The organism is uncultured Pedobacter sp., from assembly GCF_913776295.1.
Lineage (GTDB): Bacteria > Bacteroidota > Bacteroidia > Sphingobacteriales > Sphingobacteriaceae > Pedobacter.
This window is the reverse complement of the sequence record NZ_CAJYOJ010000060.1, coordinates 169559-192062: the sequence shown is the minus strand read 5'-3', so window position 1 is coordinate 192062 and position 22504 is coordinate 169559. Positions and strand designations below refer to the sequence as shown.

Below are 22504 nucleotides of genomic sequence, written 5' to 3'. Positions count from 1 at the left end.
ATGGAATTATAAACCTTTACTGATTACCCACCAGTTGGTACCATCGCTCTGTAGATGCAGGGTAGAAAGGCTGTTCACCGTGGTAATATTGGTACTTACCGAATACCTTAAGTTTTGATCGAATGTTAAAATATTTGTGGTTTCGTCTGCTTTGCGGATAATTAACTCTCTACCACTATTTGCCGCAGCAGAAGGTAAAGTAATCGTAAAACCAGCCGTGCTCGCATCTGCAATAATGGTACGATCGGTTGCCAATACGGTATAAGCAGCATTTACGTTAACAATAGCGGAAGATGAAGTGGTAACTGCTGCTCCGATTTTTAATTGTCCGTTGGCATCTGCTACTACCGGACGGTTACCTGTGGTTGCGGTGGCACTACTATTTAAATCACTTACCTTTAAAGTGTTGTTAATGGTGAGTATTCGAGTCGAGAAATCACCATCAATCAATGGAGAACTTGTTCCTGTTCCGGTATTATCAATAACCAAACGATTGCTCCCCGCAAAACCAAGACCTGCATTTTGTCCAATGAAAACGTTGTTAGAACCAGTTGTTGCACCCACGCCTCCACCGGCTTTAAAACCAATGCCAATATTATTGCTACCATTGGTATTCAGTTCAAGTGCCTGCATACCCAGGGCAATATTATTACTTCCGGTTTGTAAGGCTTGAAGTGAATTCCATCCTAAACCAAAGTTTAAATTACCTGTAGTCAGGTTACGGAGGGAGTTGCGGCCAATAGCGGTATTGTAATTACCTGTTTGTAATGAAAGTAGTGCATTTGAGCCGATAGCAGTGTTTACATTAATTACACCACCATTGCTTAGCGCCGATTGGCCTATGGCAATGTTATCGCCCCCACCTGTGCCTAAAGCAGTACCGTTACTATTTGTACCGGCATCCTGGGTTAAGTGATTATTTCCGGAAACTTTTCGAAGATCAACCGTAAGCTGGTCAACCACCTTTATTACATTATTTGCGTCCTTAACTAAAATTTTATCGCTGGCAGCGCCAGTTTGTAAACCTGCAAGTGCCAGCGTATTGGTGGCATCGGTAGTTACCGTTGTGGCCGAGGTAAGTGTGCCGCCCAATTTTACTTCTCCGTTAACACTGTTTAAACCATTGCTTGCAGAGATTAATACCGGAACCGCTGGCGTACTGGCTACTCCATTCACCGTAGAAATCAAATTTCCATTGGTAGCCGTAAGCGTATTGGTAGTTGCTGCATTCAATGCTGGTGTTAAATCCAAAGCTGTACTGGCCACACCATTTACGGTTGTGGTTAAACTCGTTCCGCTCAGCGAAGTGGTATTGGTATTAACCATGTTAACCGCTGTTCCAGTTACCCCGTTTACGGTTGTGGTTAAAGTATTACCCGTTGAGGTATTGGTAACGGTGGTTCCGGCATTCATAGCAGACTGGATATCAACTGCAGTTCCGGTAACGCCATTAACCGTTGTAGTTAAATTGGTGCCGTTTATAGCATTGCTAACGCTAGTACCAGCAGAAACAATACTCTGTAAGTCTGTTGTACTGGCCACGCCATTTACCGTACTGGTTAGATTAGTTCCTGATTTGGTTAAAACATTGGTAGTCGCCGCATTAATAGCAGGAGTCAAATCTACTGCCGTTCCGGTAACGCCATTAACAGTTGTGGTCAGATTTGAACCCGTTAATGCATTCGAAACTGTTGTTGCAGCTGCAATAGCAGGTTGTAAATTTACCGAGGCGCCAGTTACACCATTTACAGTGGTAGAAAGACTGCTACCTGATAAAGCATTTGAAACCGTAGTTCCTGAATTGATCATGCTCTGTAAATCCGTGGTGCTGGAAACGCCATTTACAGTACTTGTTAGGTTGGTACCCGTTTTACTTAAAACATTCGTGGTTGGTATGGTCGTAAATGTAGTTCCGTCCGTGTAAGTAAAAGTAATTGATCCATTTCCGTTATCATTAGCAGAAGCAATCCCTTTACCGTCTTGTCCATTAGTACCATTGGTTCCGTTGGCACCGGCAGGACCGGTCAGGTTAGCTGTGGTAAATGTAGAGCCATCGGTATAGGTAAAAGTGTAGGTTCCATTGTTATTGTTTACGGTTGAAACAATCCCTTTACCATCCTGTCCATTGGCACCATTGGTTCCGTTGGCACCGGCAGGACCGGTGAGGTTAGCTGTGGTAAATGTAGAGCCATCGGTATAGGTAAAAGTGTAGGTTCCGTTGTTATTGTTTACGGTTGAAACAATCCCCTTACCATCCTGTCCGTTGGTACCATTGGCACCGGCGGGGCCAGTCAGGTTAGCCGTGGTAAATGTAGAGCCATCGGTATAGGTAAAGGTATAGGTTCCGTTGTTATTGTTTACGGTTGAAACAATTCCCTTACCATCCTGTCCTTTGGTACCATTAGCACCTGGATCTCCTTTAGGCCCTTTTACACTTCCTGTGGTGGTCATAGATGTTCCATCGCTATAAGTAATGGTAATGGTACCATCACTATTTACAACTGTATTGGTAATGCCTTTTCCATTGGTTCCGTTAGTACCAGGATCACCTTTTGGCCCTTTTACGCTACCTGTAGTAGTCACAGATGTTCCATCGCTATAGGTGATGGTTATCGTGCCGTCGGTATTAACAACTGTATTAGAAATACCTTTTCCATCTTTTCCATTTGTTCCCGCTGCACCAGGATCACCCTTTGGTCCTTTTGTACTTCCGGTGGTTGTGAGCGAAGTACCATCAGTATATTTTATGGTCAACGTACCATCCGTATTAACCGTAATAACATCAATTCCTCGGCCATTAGTACCAGCAGGGCCTTGCTGACCAGCCAACCCCTGAATTCCTTGCGGGCCTACCAAGCTTTTTCCCGCAGGCCAATTGCCGTTAACTTTTGGTCCATAAATGATACTGTTCAGGTTATCAATATAATAATCGCCATTATTGCCCAGATTAATTGCGGGAGCGCCATTTCCATTGATGATTGTATTGTTATTTCCTGATCCACCGTTGCCAGCATAGAGCGCATAGGGAACACTAAGTAATTGAGCGGTACCCGCTATGTTAAATGCGTTTCCATTATTAGGATCAACCTCTACTTTAATATATTTGAGTCCATTGGCCCAGGTTACAGCAGAAATGCTTCCAGTTGTGCTAATGGCGCCAGGGCTTCCAATCGCGATATTATATAAGCCCAATTGATTGGTCGTAACGCTTCTTGTTTCTGAGTATTGAATGTTCCCATTTGCAGAGCCATCAAGAATGCTTATCCTTAAGGATATAGGCCGGTTGGCTAAGGGAGTACCATTGGCATTCCTTGCCGCACCCTGATAATTGAACTGTTGAGGAGCTTGGGCAAAACTTTGCATAATGCCCAGCACCAAAACAAAACAGACCGTTAATAGTAGATGTTTAATCTTCATTAGTTAATCGTTGTTTAATGTTTAGAAATCTCTTTTTACAACCAGAAAATTGTTGATCAGTATCTGACTACTATTGATACAATAATCTGGAAAGTCGTATTTATATATAACTCGATTACCGGCTATATTAAAACGATGCCAGAAATCAGATTTTTACCAATAATGGCTTTAAACTGCTTCTGATGCGTTTTCTAAGCATCTCGAAATAAAATGAAGGGTATAACAACAATACGGATTATCAAAACGATACGGATTGAATTGTTTACATAGTTGAGTAAAATACGTGCTTATTCTTTGCTTTGCCAGACTAGAATTGATTATGGAGAGTACCCTTATGATATGATATAAAGAAAAACATTAGGAATTGATCAATAGTATATCAATAAAATATTTATTGGACAATCATGAGTACTATGGAGGTGCATATGTCCCACAAACTCAATAAAGTCATCTAATCTCCGCTTGATTCAAACATAACGGTGTTTGAATTAATAAGGTAATCGTTGTAACCATATAAACCATGGCTTTAATCGGAGGCTGCCGCTTCTGTCCCTCGGGGCAAGCGTTTATGCAACTTAAAACCTTTAATACGGAAGCGTAAATATTATTACGATACGTAACTCAGTAATCAGATTTGATTCTGTTGTACTGCTTAATCGTCGGTAGATTTGGGGTGGACATTTGTCTATAATACCAATTATTTATTATCTCATGGGTAAGTTTGATTTAAATGGCCAAGACCACTTAACACGCTGTCAAACTTGGTTTTTCGAGTCTGTTTTTTCCAATAAAAATATAGTATTTACTAAAAACTTAGGCGAGCGGAGAGTCCAAATTTCAAAGCCACTCTAAGATATTGCAAACCCTGATTTTTACGCCAGGTGCAAATCCCAACGAGATCACATCAGGAGACGATCAAAATTGATCGTCTCCTTTTTTATTTTCGGCATGCTATCCACCTATTGCCCGGTACAAACCAATTAAAGCAGAATATGATGCCTGCTTGAGGTCAACCTGTTCCATTTCTGCGTTCAGTACACTGCTTTGGGCCACGATTACTTCCAGATAACTGGCGTAGCCTGCCAGGTAAAGATCATTTGCAGTAGATACTGCTCTCTTTAATTCTTCAACTTCAATGGTTTTAAAACGATAGGCTTCCTTGTAATTGTTAAGGGCTGCAAGCTGTTTCGTAATTTCCTGATAACCATTGATCAGGCTTTTTTGATACTGGTAATAGGCATCCAGCTGGCTGGCACTGGCTACCACGTGTGCATTTTTTAAGGTAGCCCTGTTCAGTACCGGTGCAGTAAGGCCGCCGACCAACCCGGCTGCTAAAGATCCCGGAGAAAAAAGCAGGGGTAAGCGGAAGGCATTATAGCCAGCATAAGCATCAAGTGTCAGGCTCGGCAGAAAAGCCTTTCTGGCCGCCGAAACATCGGCCTTTGCTGCTTTAAGCTGTTCTTCGGCCTCTTTTACGTCCGGACGGTTTAAAATGACGTCGGCAGGAAGTCCTACGTATACTTCTTTGGGGAGGGGCAGGCTTATCAGTGCCGTATCCCGGGGAATTCTGTTGGCAAATTGCCCCAACAGGTTGTTCAAATCATTCTCTACACCTCTGATTTGCTGTCTGATCTCAAACTGCTTCCCTAGGGTTGCTGTTCGTTGTGCTTTAAACTGACTCACGGCCAGCGCAGTTGCCCTCCCGCCGGCCATTTGCGCCTCTACGGTTTCCAGTCCCTTATCCTGAAGCAGAATATTACTTTTCAGAATCTGCAAACGTTTATCCAGCGCGATCAGCTCGTAATAGAGCGCTGCAACCTGACAGGTTACCTGGGTACGGTACCACTTTAATCCACTTGCACTGGCTAGATACCGGTGATAGGCTGCTTCTTTTCTTTTTGATAATTTACCCCAGACATCAATTTCCCAGCTGCTCCTGAAACCGGCAAAATAATCTGGTACCGGACTGGGGATACGCTGATCGCGGCTAATGTTGCCCGAAAAATTGGTATCATAGTTACCTACCCCATCCATGGTATATTTTCCATAACGGTCAAGCCCGCCGCTGATGTTTGCCTGTAAGCCAGGTAATAGTGCTGCTTTACTGAGTTTGAGGTTTGCACCTGCAATGAGCACCCTTTGCATTCCTGATTTTAAATCTAGGTTTTCTGCCAGGGCCAGGTGGATCAGGGTATCCAGTTCTTTCGATTTAAAAAAAGTATTCCAGCTCAAATCCTTTTCAGAACTGTGAGATAAAGTATCGAAACCACCTGGAAATGGTTTTATGGATGGAACCGGTGTTTCCTTAATCGAAGCACATGAACTCAATAGTAAAGAAAGAGCGAACATGTTGGCGATGGCAGATGGAATGAATTTCTTCAATTTCATTTATTCAGATTTAGATAACTGTAGATTTTGATGTTGTTTTTTAGGCGCCAGTAAGACATATAATCCGGGAATAAGGATCAGACCGATTAAGGTTCCGATCAGCATTCCGCCAACCGCTGTCATTCCGATAGAGCGGTTTCCTATCGCTCCTGCTCCCGAAGCCATACAGAGCGGAATCAACCCGGCAATAAAGGCGAATGATGTCATCAGGATGGGACGCAGACGTGATACGGCACCAAGTTTAGCCGATTCCCATACAGATAAACCGCTTTTTCTTTTTTGCTCCGCAAATTCGATGATCAGAATTGCATTTTTACCGAGCAAACCGATAAGCATCACCAGGGCCACCTGCGCATAGATATTGTTCTCTAATCCGGCCAGCTTAAGTGTAAAAAAGGCGCCGGCAATACCTGCAGGAAGCGACAATAGCACGGGCAAGGGCAACAGAAAGCTTTCGTACTGTGCCGCCAGCAGCAGATACACGAACAAGAGGCAAACGATAAAAATGTATATGGCCTGGTTTCCGGATAAGATTTCCTCACGCGTCATCCCCGACCATTCTATAGTATAACCTCTTGGTAATTTATGCCTGGCTGTTTCTTCTACCTTTTTAATGGCATCGCTGCTACTAAAACCCGTTGCAGTTTCACCGGTGATCATGGCCGAGGGATACATGTTATATCGGTTGATCTGCTCCGGCCCGTAAACCCTTTCCAGGGAAATAAAGGTCGAGTAAGGGATCATTTCTCCCCTATCGTTTTTTACATAGAGTTGCAGAAGATCTTCGGGCTTGCCACGATACTGCGGATAAGCCTGCACCATTACTTTATACATCTGTCCGAAACGGATAAAGTTGGTGGCATAGTAACTGCCTACTAGCGTTTGCAACGTAGACATGGCATTATCAATCGAGACCCCTTTTTGTGCGGCCATGTCCTGATCAATATGGATCATATATTGTGGAAAGCTGGGGTCGAAACTGGTAAAGGCGCCTGAAATGCTTTTACTGCTATTCAGTTCTTTCAGAAAGTTTTGGGTTACCGAAGCGGTACGGGAAAGGTCTTCTCCTTTGTTCTTATCCAGAAGCCGCAACTCAAAACCACTGGCGTTTCCGAAGCCCGGTACAGTTGGCGGCGAAAAAAATTCGATGCTGGCATCGGCAATGTGGCGGGTTTTGGTTTTGAGTTCCCTGATTAGTTCATCCACGCTTTCTTTCCTGGTGTCCCAGGGGCTTAAATTAATCATGCCCATGCCATAAGATGCGCCCGTAATTTCACTCATCAGGCTATATCCTGCGAGTGTACTCACATTTTCTATTGCTTTAAAACCCTTGGTTACTTGCTGGATCTCGTCCAGCACTTTTTCGGTACGTTCAACGGTAGAACCCGGAGGTGTGGTCACATTGATGTAAATCATGCCCTGGTCTTCTGTTGGGATAAAACCAGACGGTAAAACACTGCTGCCGAGGTAGGTAGCGATTACAGAAAATAGCAATAAGCCCAGGGTTACCGGTTTCTTTACCGTAATCCAGCCAACAAGAGCGCTAAATTTACGTTCGGTTTTATTATAACCCTTGTTGAATAAGCTGAAACCTTTTTGTAGCCAGTTTTTCTTGCCTTTTTTATCTGGTTCGTGCTTGAGCATGAGTGCACACAAAGCAGGTGTTAGCGTAAGTGCATTCACACCTGAAATGACAATGGAAATAGCCAGTGTGAGGGAGAACTGCCTGTAGAAAACGCCCACCGGACCTGAAAGAAAGGCCACCGGCACGAAAACAGCCGACATGACCAGGGTGATGGCGACAATAGCTCCGCTGATTTCTTTCATCGCGGCAATAGTGGCTTCCATAGGTGGCAAATGTTCTTCTGACATCTTTACGTGTACCGCTTCCACCACCACGATAGCATTGTCGACAACAATTCCGATGGCCAGTACCAATGCAAACAGGGTGAGCATGTTTATGGAGAAATCCATTGCCAGTAAAAAGGCCAGGGTGCTGATGAGTGCTACGGGTACGGCCAATGCCGGGATCAATGTACTCCTGAAATCCTGAAGAAAAATAAATACCACGATGAACACCAGGATGAAAGCCTCTATGAGGGTTCTTAACACTTCATGAATACTGGCATCAAGAAAGCGGGAAACGTCGTAAGCGTAATTATATTCCATACCAGGCGGGAAGCTGCTGGCTTTAAGTTCGGCCATTTTCTCCTTGATCTTTTTGATGACTTCGCTTGCATTCGATCCGGGACGTTGTTTAATCATGATGGATGCCGAGGGCTTTCCGTCTGTTTTGGACACCATATCATAACTTACCGTGCCAAATTCCAGGTCGGCTACATCTTTGAGCCGGATCAACGCACCATTGCGCTCGGCTTTGATGACCATGTTTTCATACTGTTGCTTATTATTAAACTTTCCCCCGTACTTTAACACGTACTGACGTACCTCTCTACCCTTGCCTGAGTTTTCTCCGGCCACTCCCGGTGCAGCTTCAATATTCTGTTTACGCATCATGCCCACCACATCATCCACAGAGAGGTGATAAGACTTCATGCGGTCTGGTTTGAGCCATACCCGCATGGCATAATCCCGGGCACCCATAATTTCTACGAAACCCACCCCGTCAATCCGCTTCAGTTCCTGAAGAACATTGATATCGGCAAAATTATAAATGAACTCTTCGTTCATTTCCCGATCTGAACTGGTTAGGTTGAGGTAAAGTAACATACTGTTAACCTCTTTTTCGGTGGTAACGCCCGCCTTAATTACTTCTTCCGGAAGTTCGTCAAGAACAGTGGTAACCCTGTTTTGTACATTCACGGCGGCCTGGTCCGGATCGGTTCCGACGTTGAAAAAAACCTGTACAAGCGTAACGCCATTATTACTGCTAACGGAATTCATATAGGTCATGCCGGGAACACCGTTGATAGCCCTTTCAAGCGGCGTAGCTACTGCTTTAGCACAAACCTCTGCATTGGCACCATTATAATTTGCGGTAACCACCACAGAAGGCGGTACAATGTCCGGAAATTGGGTGATGGGTAATTTGAAAAGGGCAAGGGCACCCAGTAAAATTAAAATCAAAGAAATGACCAGCGACAGCACAGGTCTTCTGATAAATGTTTCTACCATTATGATTGTATTGCAAAGCCGGCCTCATCTACAATGAAACGGCTTGTAAAAAAGAATTTGATTATTTACTGACTAACAGCTTCTTAAAAGAGGTGTACACGGGCTTGATAGCGGTACCATCACGTAGTTCCTGCACGCCCTGGTACACGATAACCTCTCCAGCTTTCAATCCGGAACCAATGACGTAAAAGCCAGACAGGCTGAGCTTAGGTACAAAGCTTCGCATTTTAACCTTGTTGTTGCCTCCAAGTACAAAAACATAACTTTTATCCTGGATTTCAAAAACCGACTGTTGAGGGATGAGTAAGCTTCCCTTTAAAGCCGAAACCAACCTTACTTTTCCGGATACGCCATGTTTGAGGATATGGTTCGGATTTTCAAATATAGCACGAAAGGCAATGGATCCGGTATTTTCGGCAAAGGCATTTTCATGTGTCTGGATCTTACCTTTCAATGGATACTGACTACCATCCGAAAGAATAAGGCTTACTTCCTTATCTACATCAAAACGGCCCTTACCTTTTCGCACAAACTGCAGGTATTCATTTTCTGATACATCAAAATAAGCATACATTCTGCGGCTGTCTGATAGCGTGGTTAACAGCGATCCTTCTTCTACCAGGCTGCCCGGTTTAAGGGGCAATCTATCAATACGTCCTGTAAAAGGTGCCCGCACCCGGGCGTAGGTTAGTTTCTGGTTGGCGTCTTCAATTAAAGAACGTGCGGTTTTGATGCTGGCCTCAGCTTCAGCTTTCCGGGCTTCGCCTAAAGAAAGCTCAGAGGGTGAAATCACTTTTTTTTCAACCAAAGTCCTGATTCTTTCCAATTCTACTTCAGCAATACGTGCTGCTGAAATCGCACTCACGAGATTTGCTTTTGCTTTGTTCAGCGCGATGCTGTATTCCTTATCGCTCAATTGAAAAAGCAATTGACCTTTTTTGACCTCCTGACCTTCATCTACCAATATTTTGTCAATAAATCCATGCATTCTGGAACGCAATTCCACATGCTGCACGGATTGAATATCTGCCACATAATCGGTAGCAATTGAAGTGTCCTGTGGCTGGATCCTCATTACCGGAATTTCTGCAAGGTCTGCGGTATTGTTTTTTGCGCTGCCGCCCGAACATGCCTGTATCAACAGGCATAGCGCAACGCATGCCATTATATTAAATTTCATTTTGTGTGTTTGTGTTTAAACTTGCCGGGGGAAAAAGCGATTCCCGGCTATATCCGTTAAAATGTTAAGCCTGATGCTGCTTGAAAACAATTAACCGGTGTTAGAAACAAGCCAAACGATAAAGAAAGGTGTGGAGTACAGAAGAGAAAAAAGGTGTCTGATAAATAGCGACCGAAAGCGGGATGATATAATCTTCAACACGTTCTTTCCTGAAGCATTCTAAACGAATGCCAGAGTCTGAAATGTGTTTATATCTTTTTCTGTACTTACTTAAAGGTGATTTAACTATAAAATGCTGAAAAGCATGATGATCATTACCGATATCGAAAATATCCGAAACTTTTTCCGCTACTGTTTCGAGATGATCATCCAGCGTATCTGTTACCTGCGGAGTGGAAACCAAAAACATGGCCATCAGGAAAGAGAGGCAGAAAAAGCTTCCCCATAGAAATTCGAGACGACGATATGTGGTTTTGTATAGTGTAAGCATCTTTACAATCCATGCAAAAATATAAAATGTGGGATAACGAAGCCAGTTCCGATTGTAACGGATTAGCTACAGAAGCGGCTTAAACTGTCTTGTTGCTCCGATAATTTTAATCGCCTATACAAAATTTGCAGATTTTATTCAACCTGTATCGGTATAATTTCGGAGCAAACCGGTAATTATGTTTTGATGACGAATTAAGCTAGGCTTTCTGTCTGTTCAATTTAATTTTTACCGCTGGTTGGTGGGCACATTCATCCGCGAGTCCTGATTCATAAAGGTGTTTTAATATTTCCTCATCTTTACCTCCGTACCTGAGACCCGAAATACATGAAACCTGCATAGCGCTAATGGCCCTGCTAAGTTCATCAGGAGTTTTTGGTTGCTTTTTAAAATAGCAATGGCCATATTCAATTTTAGAATGGTCAATCAGGTCTGGCGCTTCTGCTTCCGGCGCACCGCAGGCGATGCATACCTGATTCTGTACATAAAAATCTCCGTGAGCGTTTTCCGGAAATCTTTCGTCGAATTTTTTGCCTGAAATCCTTCTAAATATTTTCTTCAAGCTGTGAATGTATTCAAAATTAGTTCGTAGTTGATAAAGATAAGGAAAGGATTTCAGGTGGCGCTTCTCCAAAGTGTTTGGTATACCATTCAACCAGTTTGTCTGATTTAAAACGGCTATTCCCATTTACTCCCCTAATGAACCTTTTGGCAGATTTAGTTCCATCTTCTCCATTCATCGCCTGGTAAATTACATAGTCGACTATAATTCTATCTTCAGGCTTTGGACCTTTGTAAGATAAGATTGCGCCGTCTTTCCCGATAATGAATGGTGCCGGATCGCTGATTTTCGCAATGTTTCTGAATTCAGCTGATGAAGCATTATTAACCAGCCTGTTCGCAGTGGATGTGCTGTCTGAACCGATATTAAGTTTAGCAAAAACCACATCGGGATATTTGGCAAAACGCTTCTTCAACAACAGGTACGATTTTTCTTGTTCGGCGGACAGTTTTTTATCTTTCCAAACATATAGATAAACTGTTTTTTCAGGGTACAAATCGCTAAAAGTGTGCAGTTTTCCTTTCGGATCTGCAATTTGCAGGTCAGAGATATGCGTACTGGTATAATCGTTGTAATTTTTAACCACAAGTTTGGCTATGCCTTTTATCATCATGGTACAGGAACTGGCAAGGATGCAAAGGGAGAAAGTTAGGAAGTAAAAAGATTTTTTCATGTTTAGATTGGTTTGAGGCTGTAAGTATAGTTAATTAATCATTATAGCAAAGACGATCAGGATCTAATTAAGGTTGCATCATTAATTTTTTATGGTTTTTACCGAGCATATCCCAGTGGTTGCATTTCAACGACCATAATAAATGATTGATGTAGAAAATGATCGAACGGTAGTTCTTGGCGGTATGCAGTCCCGCCATTCGCTATAGCTCCGATAGAAAATCTTGGCAACACTATAAACCATTGCTTAAATCGGAGGCTGCCGCTTCTGTCAGGTTTAGGAACAAGGGTTTATGCACCTTGCAACCTTTAATATGATATGCTGCCAAAGCCACCTAGCCCTCCTGCCCGTTGCAGGCGGGGGCTGAAGCGTTACCCTGCAGCACCGAGGTACGAAGCAGCGAAGCGTAAAAGCAAAAGACGGGAGGAGACTTCCGGCTCAGCACAAGCCTTGCGCTCCAAATGAAGATTACCAACGGCATCTTACCATTATGCAGTCTTTTACCCGGGCCTCAAACTTTTAGTTAGTACCAATCTCTACCTTGCCGCCCATTTTAAACAGATCATGAGAGATGAAATATCCCTGTATTGCTTTTTCGTTAACTTTGATGCTGGTAATCCCTCTCCCCTTACCTGGTTTAGAAATCGTTAACATTTTACCCGAGCTGGTTTTCCATTTTATCTCATCAAAAAGCGGAGCGGTAACGATATAATTTGGATCAGTAGCTGAGAAAGGATACAAACCTAAGGCGCTAAATACATACCATGCAGACATTTCGCCGGCATCGTCCATTCCGGAAAGGGCCAAACCCTCCTCTCCGATCCCATAAAGTTCGTTTAAGATTTTGTCGATAATCTTTTGTGATTTTTCCGGTTTGCCGATAAAAGTATAAGCGAAAGGTGCTTCATGATCGGGCTGGTTGCCCTGGCAATACTGTCCGATCATGGTTTCCACATTGCGGGCAATATATTTCGGGTTCCAGGGTAGCGTAAATAAAGAATCCAGTTTAGATTCAAAACCTTTTGCACCACCATATAGCTCAATTAATCCTGGCATATCATGCGGAGCATAAAACGATACCTGCCAGGCATTAGCCTCTCTGTACATATATTCGTAGTATGGGTACTGTGGGTTAAAAGGTTTAATCCAGTCACCATTGTCCAGTCGGCCCCTCATAAAACGCGTACCGGGATCAAATACGTTATTATAATTTTTAGACCGGGTCATTAGCATGCGGTAATTACTGCTATCACCTAGTTTTTTAGCAATCTGGGCCAGCGAATAATCATCATAGGCATACTCCAGTGTTTTAGAAACACCAGCTTTGGCTTTGGTTTCTACATGTGGATTTTTAACATCAGGGTCTGATATATATCCTTTTTCGATATATTCTTTTACAAACGGGCGGGCGCCACCATCCACATTAGCATTACGCAATAAAATCTGGTAAGTACCTTTAATATCAAAATCATCAATTCCCCTCAAATAAGCTCCTGCAATGGATGAAGCACCGTGGTCGCCATGGAAAAATGTAGGTATAAACCCCGTTTTATCGCCCACATCTTTCATTGACTTAATCACATCTAAAGTCACTTTTGGCGTAATCAAACCTAAAAGCACATCTTTATTGCGGTAAGTATCCCAAAGCGATGGTTCTGTATAATAATTGAAGTTACCTTTTACCACATTGCGTTTTGCATCTCTGAACTCACCGTTTACATCACTGCGCAAAGCAGGCCATAAAAAAGATCTGTACAGGCAGGAATACAACAGCTGTTTTTGCTTTTCCGTTCCGCCCTTCACCTGGATATGAGATAAAAGTGCTTCCCATTTATCTGTGGCCTCCCGGCGGATCTGCATGAAAGTTTTATCCCCGATTTCTTTTGCCAGGTTTTCTTTGGCATTGGCGATGCTTACAAATGATAAACCGATTTTAAGTTCTACAGGCCCACTATTTCCATCAGCAAGGTGAACGATGGCATAACCGGATCGTTTGCCTTCCTCTGTGATATCAAGCCGATCTATTTTTCCATTTACTATGGCATAAAAATATACGTTTTCGCCACCTTGAAACCCTTGTATGGCTGACGGACCGTCTTGCGCGATTTTCCAGGTATTCACGCCACTATTGGCTTTGCCCATACTGAACAGGATTTGCCTGTCAGAATTATCTTTGTAGTTATATTCATGAAAACCACACCTTAATGTTGAAGTTAATCTCACATTTATTTGATAGTCATCCAGATATACCTGATAGAACCCTGGAGCTGCACTTTCCCTGTTGTGCGAAAACTTAGAACCAAACTTACCGTTAGGCTTTGATAGTGGTAAAATAGGAATATTACATAAATTCCAATGTCCTTTGTTCGTGTGTGCAAAACCGTAAATCGTATCATCTTCGTACTCATAGCCCGCGCCAGATCCAAATTCGGTAATCGGACTTAACTGCACCATTGCATTGGGCAGAGAGCTACCTGGAAAAGTTAAGCCCGCCCACGATCGCCAGCCCTCTGGTAACGTATAGCCTAATATTTTAGGGTCAGTTAAAGGCGCAGTGCCAATAAAGGTATTCACGTATCGCGTGAGTTTGGTTTGTGCATGAGTCAGGCCAGGAATCGAGGCACATAATAGCGTGATAACAGTTAAAGATTTGATTAGAAACTTCATTTACATAAAACGTTTTAGTTTATTACCAAATATATAAAATCTATGAGGTCTCTGCATAAAATATCGTAATCGTTACCAATTAATTTCAAGGAGTTATTCATGCAAGATGCTTAAATCGTTGAATTATTTGCCAAATATCATGATGCATTACGAACCCTGTTGCTATACACCACTCTGCGATTTTATATATCTTTGAAATACACACTAATCAAATAACCACCATGCTTTTAAATTTCAGGCTTTATATTGTCTGCCCCCTGTTATTGTGCTTACTTTTCTTCTGCTTGATCCACCGGGCTCAGGCGCAAAATCAAAATACAGCTTTCACCATCTGGGATGATAAACCTGCACAGCAATGGATGACCGAGGCCTACCCTATTGGGAATGGCCGTATTGGCGGGATGATTTTTGGTGGCGTTGATCAGGAACACATACAGTTTAATGATAACACACTCTGGACAGGCGATGAAAATGACAGAGGTATGTACCAGGCATTTGGCGATCTGTTAATTGATTTTAATAATAAAGATCAACAATTTACCAATTACAGCCGTAAACTTAACATTACCAACGCTATACATACCGTTAATTATACTCAAAATGGCGCGCAATTTAAACGTGAGTATTTTTGCAGTTTTCCGGATAAAGTGATGGTGCTGCGTTTCACAGCCAGCCGGAAAAAAAGCTATTCGGCAATAATTGGTTTGAAAGATGCACATGATGGAACGATAACCGCGAAAGGAAATGCCATTCAGATTACTGGCAAACTTCCAAATGGTATGACATATCAGGCTACAGCTGTGGTTAATATAGAGAATGGAAAACTGGCAACAGTAAAAGATGGCGGGCAAGAAAAATTAAAAGTAACCGCTGCTGATGCCATTACCCTTATTTTTACGGCAGCAACCAATTACATCAATAAACGCGAAGAAAACTGGAAAGGCGAAGAACCTGCACCTAAAATCGAACGAATTTTAAGTGCTGTTAAGGCTAAAAGTTACGATAAATTGTTAAAAACACATATCGATGATTATAGCCATTTATACAACCGCCTTTCCATAAATCTGGGCAAAAGTAATACCGGTAGCCAAAAATTACCTACTTACCAAAGGCTGATTAATTATAAAAAAACGTCCGATCCTGAAATCGAAGCCTTGATTTTTCAGTATGGCCGGTATCTGTTAATCAGTTCATCAAGGCCTGGTGGCTTACCGGCCAACTTGCAAGGTCTTTGGAACGAAAGCAATACCCCACCCTGGGGCAGTGATTACCATTCGAACATCAATATCCAGATGAATTACTGGCTGGCAGAGCCGACCAATCTCTCTGAATGCATGATTCCGTATCTGGATTATATTAACAGCATGCGCGAGGTGAGCGCGATGCATACCCGCAAGCAATATCCGAATACCAGAGGCTGGACGGTTAAAACCGAAAATAATATTTTCGGTGGCATGAGCTTCCTTTGGAACACACCTGGCAGCGCCTGGTACGCACAAGCCCTTTGGGAACATTATGCCTTTACAAAAGACAAAAATTATTTAAAAAATTTCGCTTACCCGATCATCAAAGAAATCGCTGAATTTTGGGATGATCATTTAAAAAGGAGACCTGATGGAACATTGGTATCGCCAATGGGCTGGTCGCCGGAACACGGACCAACCGAAGATGGGGTAACGCACGATCAACAAATTGTATTTGATTTGTTTACCAACTATATTGAAGCAGCAGCAGTTTTAGGCATTGATACCGATTATAAAAAACATATTGCCGATTTAAAAGCGCATTTATTAAAACCTAAAATCGGAAAATGGGGCCAGCTGCAGGAATGGGAAACAGATCGTGATGATCCAACTGATCAGCACAGACACATTTCACATCTCTTTGGTTTACACCCGGGCAGAGAGATCAGCACCATTAAAACGCCGGAACTGGCAAAGGCGGCCAGGGTAACTTTAACAGCCCGAGGTGATGAATCAACCGGGTGGTCAATGGCCTGGAAAATGAATTTCTGGGCAAGATTACAGGATGGAAATCATGCCTATAAAATCCTACAAAATTTTATTACACCCGTTGGCGGCTCCGGTACCGATTATAATAAGGGAGGCGGGATTTATGCCAACCTATTCTGCGCGCATCCGCCCTTTCAAATTGATGGGAACTTTGGCTATACAGCTGGTGTTTCAGAAATGTTGTTGCAAAGCCAGACTGGAGAATTGCAACTCCTACCTGCCCTGCCTGATCAATGGGCCGAGGGAAGCATTCAGGGTTTAAAGGCCCGTGGAAACTTCGAAATCACTAACCTGCAATGGCAAAATGGAAAAGTTGTGGCCTTGTCTATCAAATCCTTATCGGGTGAAAAGTGCATTTTAAGAAGCCCTAATCAGCTAAAAGGAAATGCAAAAGGTATTACGGAAGAAAAATCTGGCAAAGATTTCAGGTATAGCTTTAACAGTCAGGCCGGTAAAATATATCAGTTTAAGTAAGCTGCATAGGATAATGGTTTGGTATTCCTGATTCAACTCTTACCAATTCGATACCGGATCATTTTCGTATCAATTAAACATTTATTGCGGGCTGATCGTTTATTTGTAAACAAATAGTCATGAATACATCCAATAAATTATTAAAGGAACATAATGCTAAAGTTGTTGTACTGGATTTTATCCACGCTTTAAATGCCGAAAATTTTGAAACGGCCAGAGCTAGACTTCATGATCATATGGCTTTTAGAGGCGTTATGGGCGAAAGAAACGGAGCAGATATTTATATCGAGGACATGAAGAAAATGAAGTTCAAATACGATATTAAAAAGGTCTTTGTAGATCAGGAAGAGGTTTGCCTGTGGTATGATATCAACATGGGAGCAAAAACGATTTTTGCATGTGGCTGGTACAGCATTGCCGAAGAAAAGATCAAGTCCTTTCAGGTGATATTTGATCCGAGACCAATTTTATAGGCAAGATTTAAACCACCATGCGCGCTTTGTGATTGTCTCGCGCCTTACATTGAAGATAATGGGAAAAACTCGTAAATGACAAATACGAATAATTAACACACCTGCCTTAGTTTTTTCACTACCACGTGGTTACCTTCCAACTGAAAAAGAAACATCAGAAATTCATCAGTTTCACTGATGTGGATACTTTTTATAGTATCGGTTTGCCCATCTGCTGTTTTAATCTCATCTCCTGCTTTCAGTTCTAACAGCGTAGAAGTGGGCAGTTTGTCACTTAAAATTGTCATTCGTAAAAGGTATATTTAGGGTAAAAGATGTATTTACCGCTGTAGAAGAAACCTTCAGTGTTCCGTTATGGGCATTGGCAATTTCTGATGCAATATATAAACCCAGGCCAAGGCCTTTCTGATTAGGTTCCACCTCACCTCTGGAAAAAGGCTGAAATAACCGCTCCATTGCAGCATCCGGAATTTGTTTCCCCTGATTGGTTACACAAAGATTAAATTCTTTTTCGCTGCTAAAGGCCGTGATTTCAACGGTAGAGTCTGATGGTGAATAGTTTAACGCATTAGCCAGTAAATTGGAAAAAAGCTGTGCAACCCGCTTTCCGTCTGCATGAACAGGGTGATCAAAACTAAAGCTCACCCTGATATTTCTTAATGGCCAAATGGCCTGCAATTCTTCTACTACCTGCAGCAGCAGCTTCTCTAAATCTTCGTCGGCTGTTCTGCTCAGTGTAATTCCCCCGCCTAAACGCCCGCTGGCAAAATCGAGCATATTTTCAATCAAACCATTCATTCTGAACGACGAATCGCTTATAATTTTGGTAATGCGACCCGTACGTTCGTCTAAATTTAAACGCGATAACAGCTGCGCACTACTCGAAATCGCATTTAAAGGATTACGTAAATCGTGACCCAAAATAGCAATAAACTGATCTCTTAAAACAGCTATTTCCTGTTCTTTTTTTAATTCTCTTTCTGTTTTAGCAAGTTCTTCCAGCGCATCTAAATGAAAGGCAATCAAGTCAGCAAACATGGTAAACATCCCCCTGACAGTTGCATTTTTCAATTTAGCAGGCTTAGGATCAATGGCACAAAGTGTACCGAAAAACGTACCATTTTTTAATACGATGGGTACTGAAATATAGCTTTGAAAACCATACATTAACGGTGTATGATGATGTGCGAAATCGGGATCCTCTGCTACATGATCAATGATCACAGCCTGTTGATGCTGTCTGATTTCATTACAGATGGTCGTTTCGAGTTTAAGCTCACCTCCAACAGCTAACCCGAAATTTATTTCATCCCGAACCGCGCAGGCCGTCCATGTATCTGGTGTTACCCTGGCCACCGCCGAAAAACCCATTCCTGTAGTTCTACAAACAATTTCTAAAATATGCGCGACTGCAGGAATCTTATTTATGGATTCGATGTCGTTATGGATGCTATTACTAAAATTTTGCAATACTAAGGAGGATAATTTTCAGCAATTTACAAAAAAATACAAATGTACAAGGCATTAAACAATGTTATGATATCTCTTTTACGTAAACTGATCTCTTTATTCCTGATTTGAGTATAAATCTCCCCTATTTATGCGGTTAGTAAACAACCGTATTGATTAATATTTAAACTACACATTAAAAAATTTTAATCATACTTATCAATAGGGTTGTTTAGATCAGGCTTTCAATAAAGCTGGTTTTTCGTGGTAGGTTCTCCAAAGCAGCTCTCCAAATAAGGTGTTTGACCAGGCAAACCAGGCCCTGGTGAAATTTGCCGGATTATCTTTATTAAAAGATTCGTGCATGAAACCTTTGCCCGCATGCGTTTTACGCAAAGTGTCTATACAATATTTAATCTCCGCATCATCTTTAGAGGTTAATGCCCGCATCGTAATACTCATTGGCCAAATCATGTCTTGCCCTGCATGCGGGCCTCCAATGCCTTCAGCTGCAGTACCTTTAAAGAAATACGGATTATCTTTCGAAAGTGCAAATTTTCTGGTGTTCTGATAAATCGGATCTTCAATTTTCATCGCCCCTAAATAAGGCAAACTCAATAAACTCGGTACGTTCGAGTCGTCCATTAGATAAGAACTGCCAAAACCATCCACCTCAAAAGCATAAATTTTACCATACTTTGGATGGTTTACAATGGCGTATTTTTGAAGTGCAGCATTTACCTCATCGGCAAGATTTAATAAACTGCTTTCTAATGTTTTGTCGCTGTTGAGTGCTTTAATCATTTCTGCCGCCTGCTTTAAGCTTGATACGGCGAAAAAGTTAGATGGGACCAAAAATGGAAAAATAGTCGCGTCATCACTCGGGCGAAATGCAGAACAAATCAGTCCGACAGGATTTACAGGAAAACCATAACCCGCCATGGGTAACGAATCGGTTGGTTGAGTCGTTTCCCGCTGGAAATGGTAGGGACCTTTATCGGTTTTGCGCTGTTGCTCTTTAAAAGTTTTTAAGGTGGCTTCAATTCCTTTCTTCCAATTCGCATCAAACGGCGTTTTATCACCTGTTTTTTTCCAATAATGGTATGCCAAACGGATAGGGTAACACAACGAATCAATTTCCCACTTGCGCTCGTGTACACCCGGCTGCATAGCCGTTTTATCGGTTTTCCACTCGCCTACCTTGTTCGCATCGCCGTAAAAAGCATTGGCATAAGGATCTTTTAAAATACACTTGGTTTGGTGGATAATAACACCGGCAATCAGTTTTTTAAGAGGCTCATCCTCATTCACAAATTGGAGGTATGGCCAAACCTGGGCTGAACTGTCCCGTAACCACATGGCATCAATGTCTCCTGTAATCACATAAGTATCTGGTCTGCCCTCTTTTTCCGTGTAATAAACTGTTGTATCTAAGGTATTTGGAAAACAATTTTCAAACAGCCAGGCCAATTCAGGATTTTTAACATTCGAATGGAAGGTTTTAATGGCAGCATCTATCGCTTTGCTTTGAAAGTGCCTTTTCGTTGCAGCTACACGTACTACAGGAAATTCAGACGCGAGATCAGCCGCGAAAGAAAATTTCGATGCCACCACTCCTGCCCCTAACAGGCCCGTGTTTTGTATAAATGTTCTTCTTCTCATTATGATGTATTATGATATTTTGGTTTTTTTTGTGAACGCAATCTGTTTCGTCGTCAATCCATATCACCTGTAAGGGCAGCATGTTATTCGGTCAGTCCTTAACAAAAATAGGATAATTTTCCGAACTTAAAAATGATAATAGCTAATTAAACTATTCCTAAATCGATTTTCCTACGATAGATTGATGATCTTTTTGTTGCCCGGATAGGTTACAAAAGATATTATTCAGGCCCCGTTTTTACTGCTATCAGCGATATTGGTTTTAATTTACCGATAAGTTAATGGCATATGCTTTCTATACACGAAGCCTTCATATTTTCAAACCTATCTGGAAGTGAACCGGTAACGGTGGTTTAGTGGTGTTTGGCCTTTTTCCGTTTGATAGATGATTTATTGAAGTTAAACAGCGTATTTTTCAGCTCGGTTTCTGTAAATTCTTTCTCAAAGAATTGCCTGGTCTTCTTGTTTACGAACAGCGTAGCTGGAATAGCACCCGACCATTTTTTATTGATCCTTTCTATATATTGCTGCTGATCGGGTTCATTTAAGAGAAATACCTCAGCGTTGATTTTATTCTGCTTTACAAATGGAATGACTTCCCTTTGCAATTTTGATTTAAAATCCAGACTCACTAACAGTACCTTAACAGGTTTTGTTAAATTGGCTAACCGTAACTGCTCAAAATTGGGCAACTCGGCTACACATGGCGAACACCAGGTTGCCCAAAAGTTGATTACATAGGTAGTATCTTTACCATTGCCGATGCGTTTATTCAAATCGTCCAATGTCAGCAATTTTACTTGTGCATGGGTAGAAAAAGTGGTTATTGATAAGAAGATGATAATGATTATTCGCATATATGGACAACAGAAAATGGTGGAATTATTTTGTTTTTGGGATCCGTCACCCTGAACTTCCGCCCTGCCGGTCGGACGGGTGTTTCAGGGTCTTCTTATGATCTGTCATTCTGAATGCAATGAAGAATCTTTTATTTAAAGAAAGATTCTTCGCTTTGCTACCATTGACGTTATTTTTAATTATTTGATAGTTAAATACTTATGAAATATGCATTTCCATTCAAAAAGGCCTTCGCACTGTGTCTCCGTTCTACTTAAGTCCGGCCTAACAAATTTTTCGGACTCCACTGACCAAGCCCTACCACTGGCTTCAAAAGAAAAATTTTCAGCCGGCATTTTTTGTTACTTTTTGATGCCAAAAAGTAAGAGCCCTTCGGCGGCGGCGAGCCGAGGCAAGACTGAGCCGTATGGCAAGTAATTAGTTACGTCATTTATATTGATTTTTATAAAATAAATTATCCCTCAGAATGACAAGAATAAACATCAATTCACCGAACCCGATTTAACCAGCACACGCTGATAGGCGGGTAAAGTCAAATCATCTACGATTACTCCTCTCGTGGTGCTTGCATGCACGAAGAAACCATTATTAAGGTAGACCCCTACATGATCCACATCATTTCCGCCAAAAGAAAAAAACAGCAGGTCCCCCTCTTTCAGGTTATCCACATCTTTACGTTTTACCACGTTGGCTTGCTCACGTGATATACGTGGAAGGGTAACGCCATATATTTCTTTCTCCAATAAGAATGCAAAACCGGAACAATCAATACCATTTTTATCTAAACCGCCGAAACGGTATTTTACGCCTGTCCAATCGGTAATAAAACGATAGAGCGATTTGCTTTGCAACTGTGCCATCGCGTCAGCGGCTCTTGCTGCTTTTGTATCGCTTTTAACGGTATACCTTCTGGCACCACAGGAAGAAAGGAAGAATATGATGGTGACCAAAAAGAGTAAGCTTATTTTCACGCGGAAGGCAAAAGGTGTAAGGTTTAAGGTTCTTTCCATCTTCTTGTGTATTGGTTGCATGTGGTGAGATTTAAAACCTTTGACCTTAAACCT

15 protein-coding genes are annotated in these 22504 nt (G+C 42.0%); 2 read left to right on the top strand and 13 right to left on the bottom strand.

All coding sequences use genetic code 11. The features are described from left to right. Positions 1 to 6 precede the first annotated feature (6 nt). From QZ738_RS13130 to QZ738_RS13095, 8 genes are all read right to left on the bottom strand, one after another. Complete coding sequence (locus QZ738_RS13130; RefSeq protein ID WP_293788209.1) at positions 7 to 3417, bottom strand: hypothetical protein; 3411 nt, start codon at positions 3415 to 3417, stop codon at positions 7 to 9. Positions 3418 to 4368: 951 nt separating this feature from the next. Continuing rightward, a complete protein-coding gene (locus QZ738_RS13125; RefSeq protein ID WP_293788208.1) occupies positions 4369 to 5805 on the bottom strand; it encodes a TolC family protein in 1437 nt (478 codons plus the stop codon). Continuing rightward, the gene (locus QZ738_RS13120) at positions 5806 to 8940 is read right to left on the bottom strand and encodes an efflux RND transporter permease subunit (protein ID WP_293788207.1); all 3135 of its coding nucleotides are present in this window, start codon (positions 8938 to 8940) and stop codon (positions 5806 to 5808) included. 61 nt (positions 8941 to 9001) lie between these two features. Continuing rightward, positions 9002 to 10120 carry an efflux RND transporter periplasmic adaptor subunit gene (locus QZ738_RS13115; protein WP_293788206.1) on the bottom strand — a complete coding sequence of 373 codons (1119 nt, stop codon included), beginning with the start codon at positions 10118 to 10120 and terminating at the stop codon, positions 9002 to 9004. Positions 10121 to 10220: 100 nt separating this feature from the next. Beyond that, positions 10221 to 10610, bottom strand: a complete 390-nt coding sequence (locus QZ738_RS13110; protein ID WP_293788205.1) for a hypothetical protein — start codon at positions 10608 to 10610, stop codon at positions 10221 to 10223. 199 nt (positions 10611 to 10809) lie between these two features. Beyond that, positions 10810 to 11172 (bottom strand): ferredoxin, encoded by a 363-nt coding sequence (locus QZ738_RS13105; RefSeq protein WP_293788204.1) that lies wholly within the window; start codon positions 11170 to 11172, stop codon positions 10810 to 10812. Positions 11173 to 11191: 19 nt separating this feature from the next. Further along, a complete protein-coding gene (locus QZ738_RS13100; RefSeq protein ID WP_293788203.1) occupies positions 11192 to 11845 on the bottom strand; it encodes a hypothetical protein in 654 nt (217 codons plus the stop codon). A gap of 519 nt (positions 11846 to 12364) precedes the next feature. Next, a complete protein-coding gene (locus QZ738_RS13095; RefSeq protein ID WP_293788202.1) occupies positions 12365 to 14512 on the bottom strand; it encodes a GH92 family glycosyl hydrolase in 2148 nt (715 codons plus the stop codon). 284 nt (positions 14513 to 14796) lie between these two features. Between QZ738_RS13095 and QZ738_RS13090 the strand changes: the two genes are divergently transcribed. Together QZ738_RS13090 and QZ738_RS13085 are read left to right on the top strand one after the other, a co-directional pair. Beyond that, positions 14797 to 16998 (top strand): glycoside hydrolase N-terminal domain-containing protein, encoded by a 2202-nt coding sequence (locus tag QZ738_RS13090; RefSeq protein WP_293788201.1) that lies wholly within the window; start codon positions 14797 to 14799, stop codon positions 16996 to 16998. A gap of 119 nt (positions 16999 to 17117) precedes the next feature. Then, positions 17118 to 17471 carry a nuclear transport factor 2 family protein gene (locus tag QZ738_RS13085; protein WP_293788200.1) on the top strand — a complete coding sequence of 118 codons (354 nt, stop codon included), beginning with the start codon at positions 17118 to 17120 and terminating at the stop codon, positions 17469 to 17471. 92 nt (positions 17472 to 17563) lie between these two features. Here the strand turns inward: QZ738_RS13085 and QZ738_RS13080 are convergent, their stop codons facing one another. From QZ738_RS13080 to QZ738_RS13060, 5 genes are all read right to left on the bottom strand, one after another. Further along, positions 17564 to 17758, bottom strand: a complete 195-nt coding sequence (locus tag QZ738_RS13080) for a hypothetical protein (protein ID WP_293788199.1) — start codon at positions 17756 to 17758, stop codon at positions 17564 to 17566. After that, the gene (locus QZ738_RS13075; RefSeq protein WP_293788198.1) at positions 17742 to 18941 is read right to left on the bottom strand and encodes a GAF domain-containing sensor histidine kinase; all 1200 of its coding nucleotides are present in this window, start codon (positions 18939 to 18941) and stop codon (positions 17742 to 17744) included. The genes QZ738_RS13080 and QZ738_RS13075 overlap by 17 nt, the downstream gene beginning before the upstream one ends. Before the next feature lie 216 nt (positions 18942 to 19157). After that, positions 19158 to 20582: a glycoside hydrolase family 125 protein gene (locus QZ738_RS13070; protein WP_293788197.1), complete on the bottom strand. Its 1425-nt coding sequence runs from the start codon at positions 20580 to 20582 to the stop codon at positions 19158 to 19160. A gap of 353 nt (positions 20583 to 20935) precedes the next feature. Further along, a complete protein-coding gene (locus tag QZ738_RS13065) occupies positions 20936 to 21439 on the bottom strand; it encodes a TlpA disulfide reductase family protein (RefSeq protein WP_293788196.1) in 504 nt (167 codons plus the stop codon). A 483-nt stretch (positions 21440 to 21922) separates the two neighbouring features. Next, positions 21923 to 22471, bottom strand: coding sequence for a C40 family peptidase (locus QZ738_RS13060; RefSeq protein ID WP_293788195.1), 549 nt, complete (start codon positions 22469 to 22471; stop codon positions 21923 to 21925). Positions 22472 to 22504: the final 33 nt, after the last annotated feature.

Excerpts from the sequence above, each read along its gene's own strand:
- QZ738_RS13130 (WP_293788209.1), bottom strand. The coding sequence starts at position 3,417 with ATGAAGATTAAACATCTACTATTAACGGTCTGTTTTGTTTTGGTGCTG.
- QZ738_RS13125 (WP_293788208.1), bottom strand. The coding sequence starts at position 5,805 with ATGAAATTGAAGAAATTCATTCCATCTGCCATCGCCAACATGTTCGCT.
- QZ738_RS13120 (WP_293788207.1), bottom strand. The coding sequence starts at position 8,940 with ATGGTAGAAACATTTATCAGAAGACCTGTGCTGTCGCTGGTCATTTCT.
- QZ738_RS13115 (WP_293788206.1), bottom strand. The coding sequence starts at position 10,120 with ATGAAATTTAATATAATGGCATGCGTTGCGCTATGCCTGTTGATACAG.
- QZ738_RS13110 (WP_293788205.1), bottom strand. The coding sequence starts at position 10,610 with ATGCTTACACTATACAAAACCACATATCGTCGTCTCGAATTTCTATGG.
- QZ738_RS13100 (WP_293788203.1), bottom strand. The coding sequence starts at position 11,845 with ATGAAAAAATCTTTTTACTTCCTAACTTTCTCCCTTTGCATCCTTGCC.
- QZ738_RS13095 (WP_293788202.1), bottom strand. The coding sequence starts at position 14,512 with ATGAAGTTTCTAATCAAATCTTTAACTGTTATCACGCTATTATGTGCC.
- QZ738_RS13085 (WP_293788200.1), top strand. The coding sequence starts at position 17,118 with ATGAATACATCCAATAAATTATTAAAGGAACATAATGCTAAAGTTGTT.
- QZ738_RS13080 (WP_293788199.1), bottom strand. The coding sequence starts at position 17,758 with ATGACAATTTTAAGTGACAAACTGCCCACTTCTACGCTGTTAGAACTG.
- QZ738_RS13070 (WP_293788197.1), bottom strand. The coding sequence starts at position 20,582 with ATGAGAAGAAGAACATTTATACAAAACACGGGCCTGTTAGGGGCAGGA.
- QZ738_RS13065 (WP_293788196.1), bottom strand. The coding sequence starts at position 21,439 with ATGCGAATAATCATTATCATCTTCTTATCAATAACCACTTTTTCTACC.
- QZ738_RS13060 (WP_293788195.1), bottom strand. The coding sequence starts at position 22,471 with ATGCAACCAATACACAAGAAGATGGAAAGAACCTTAAACCTTACACCT.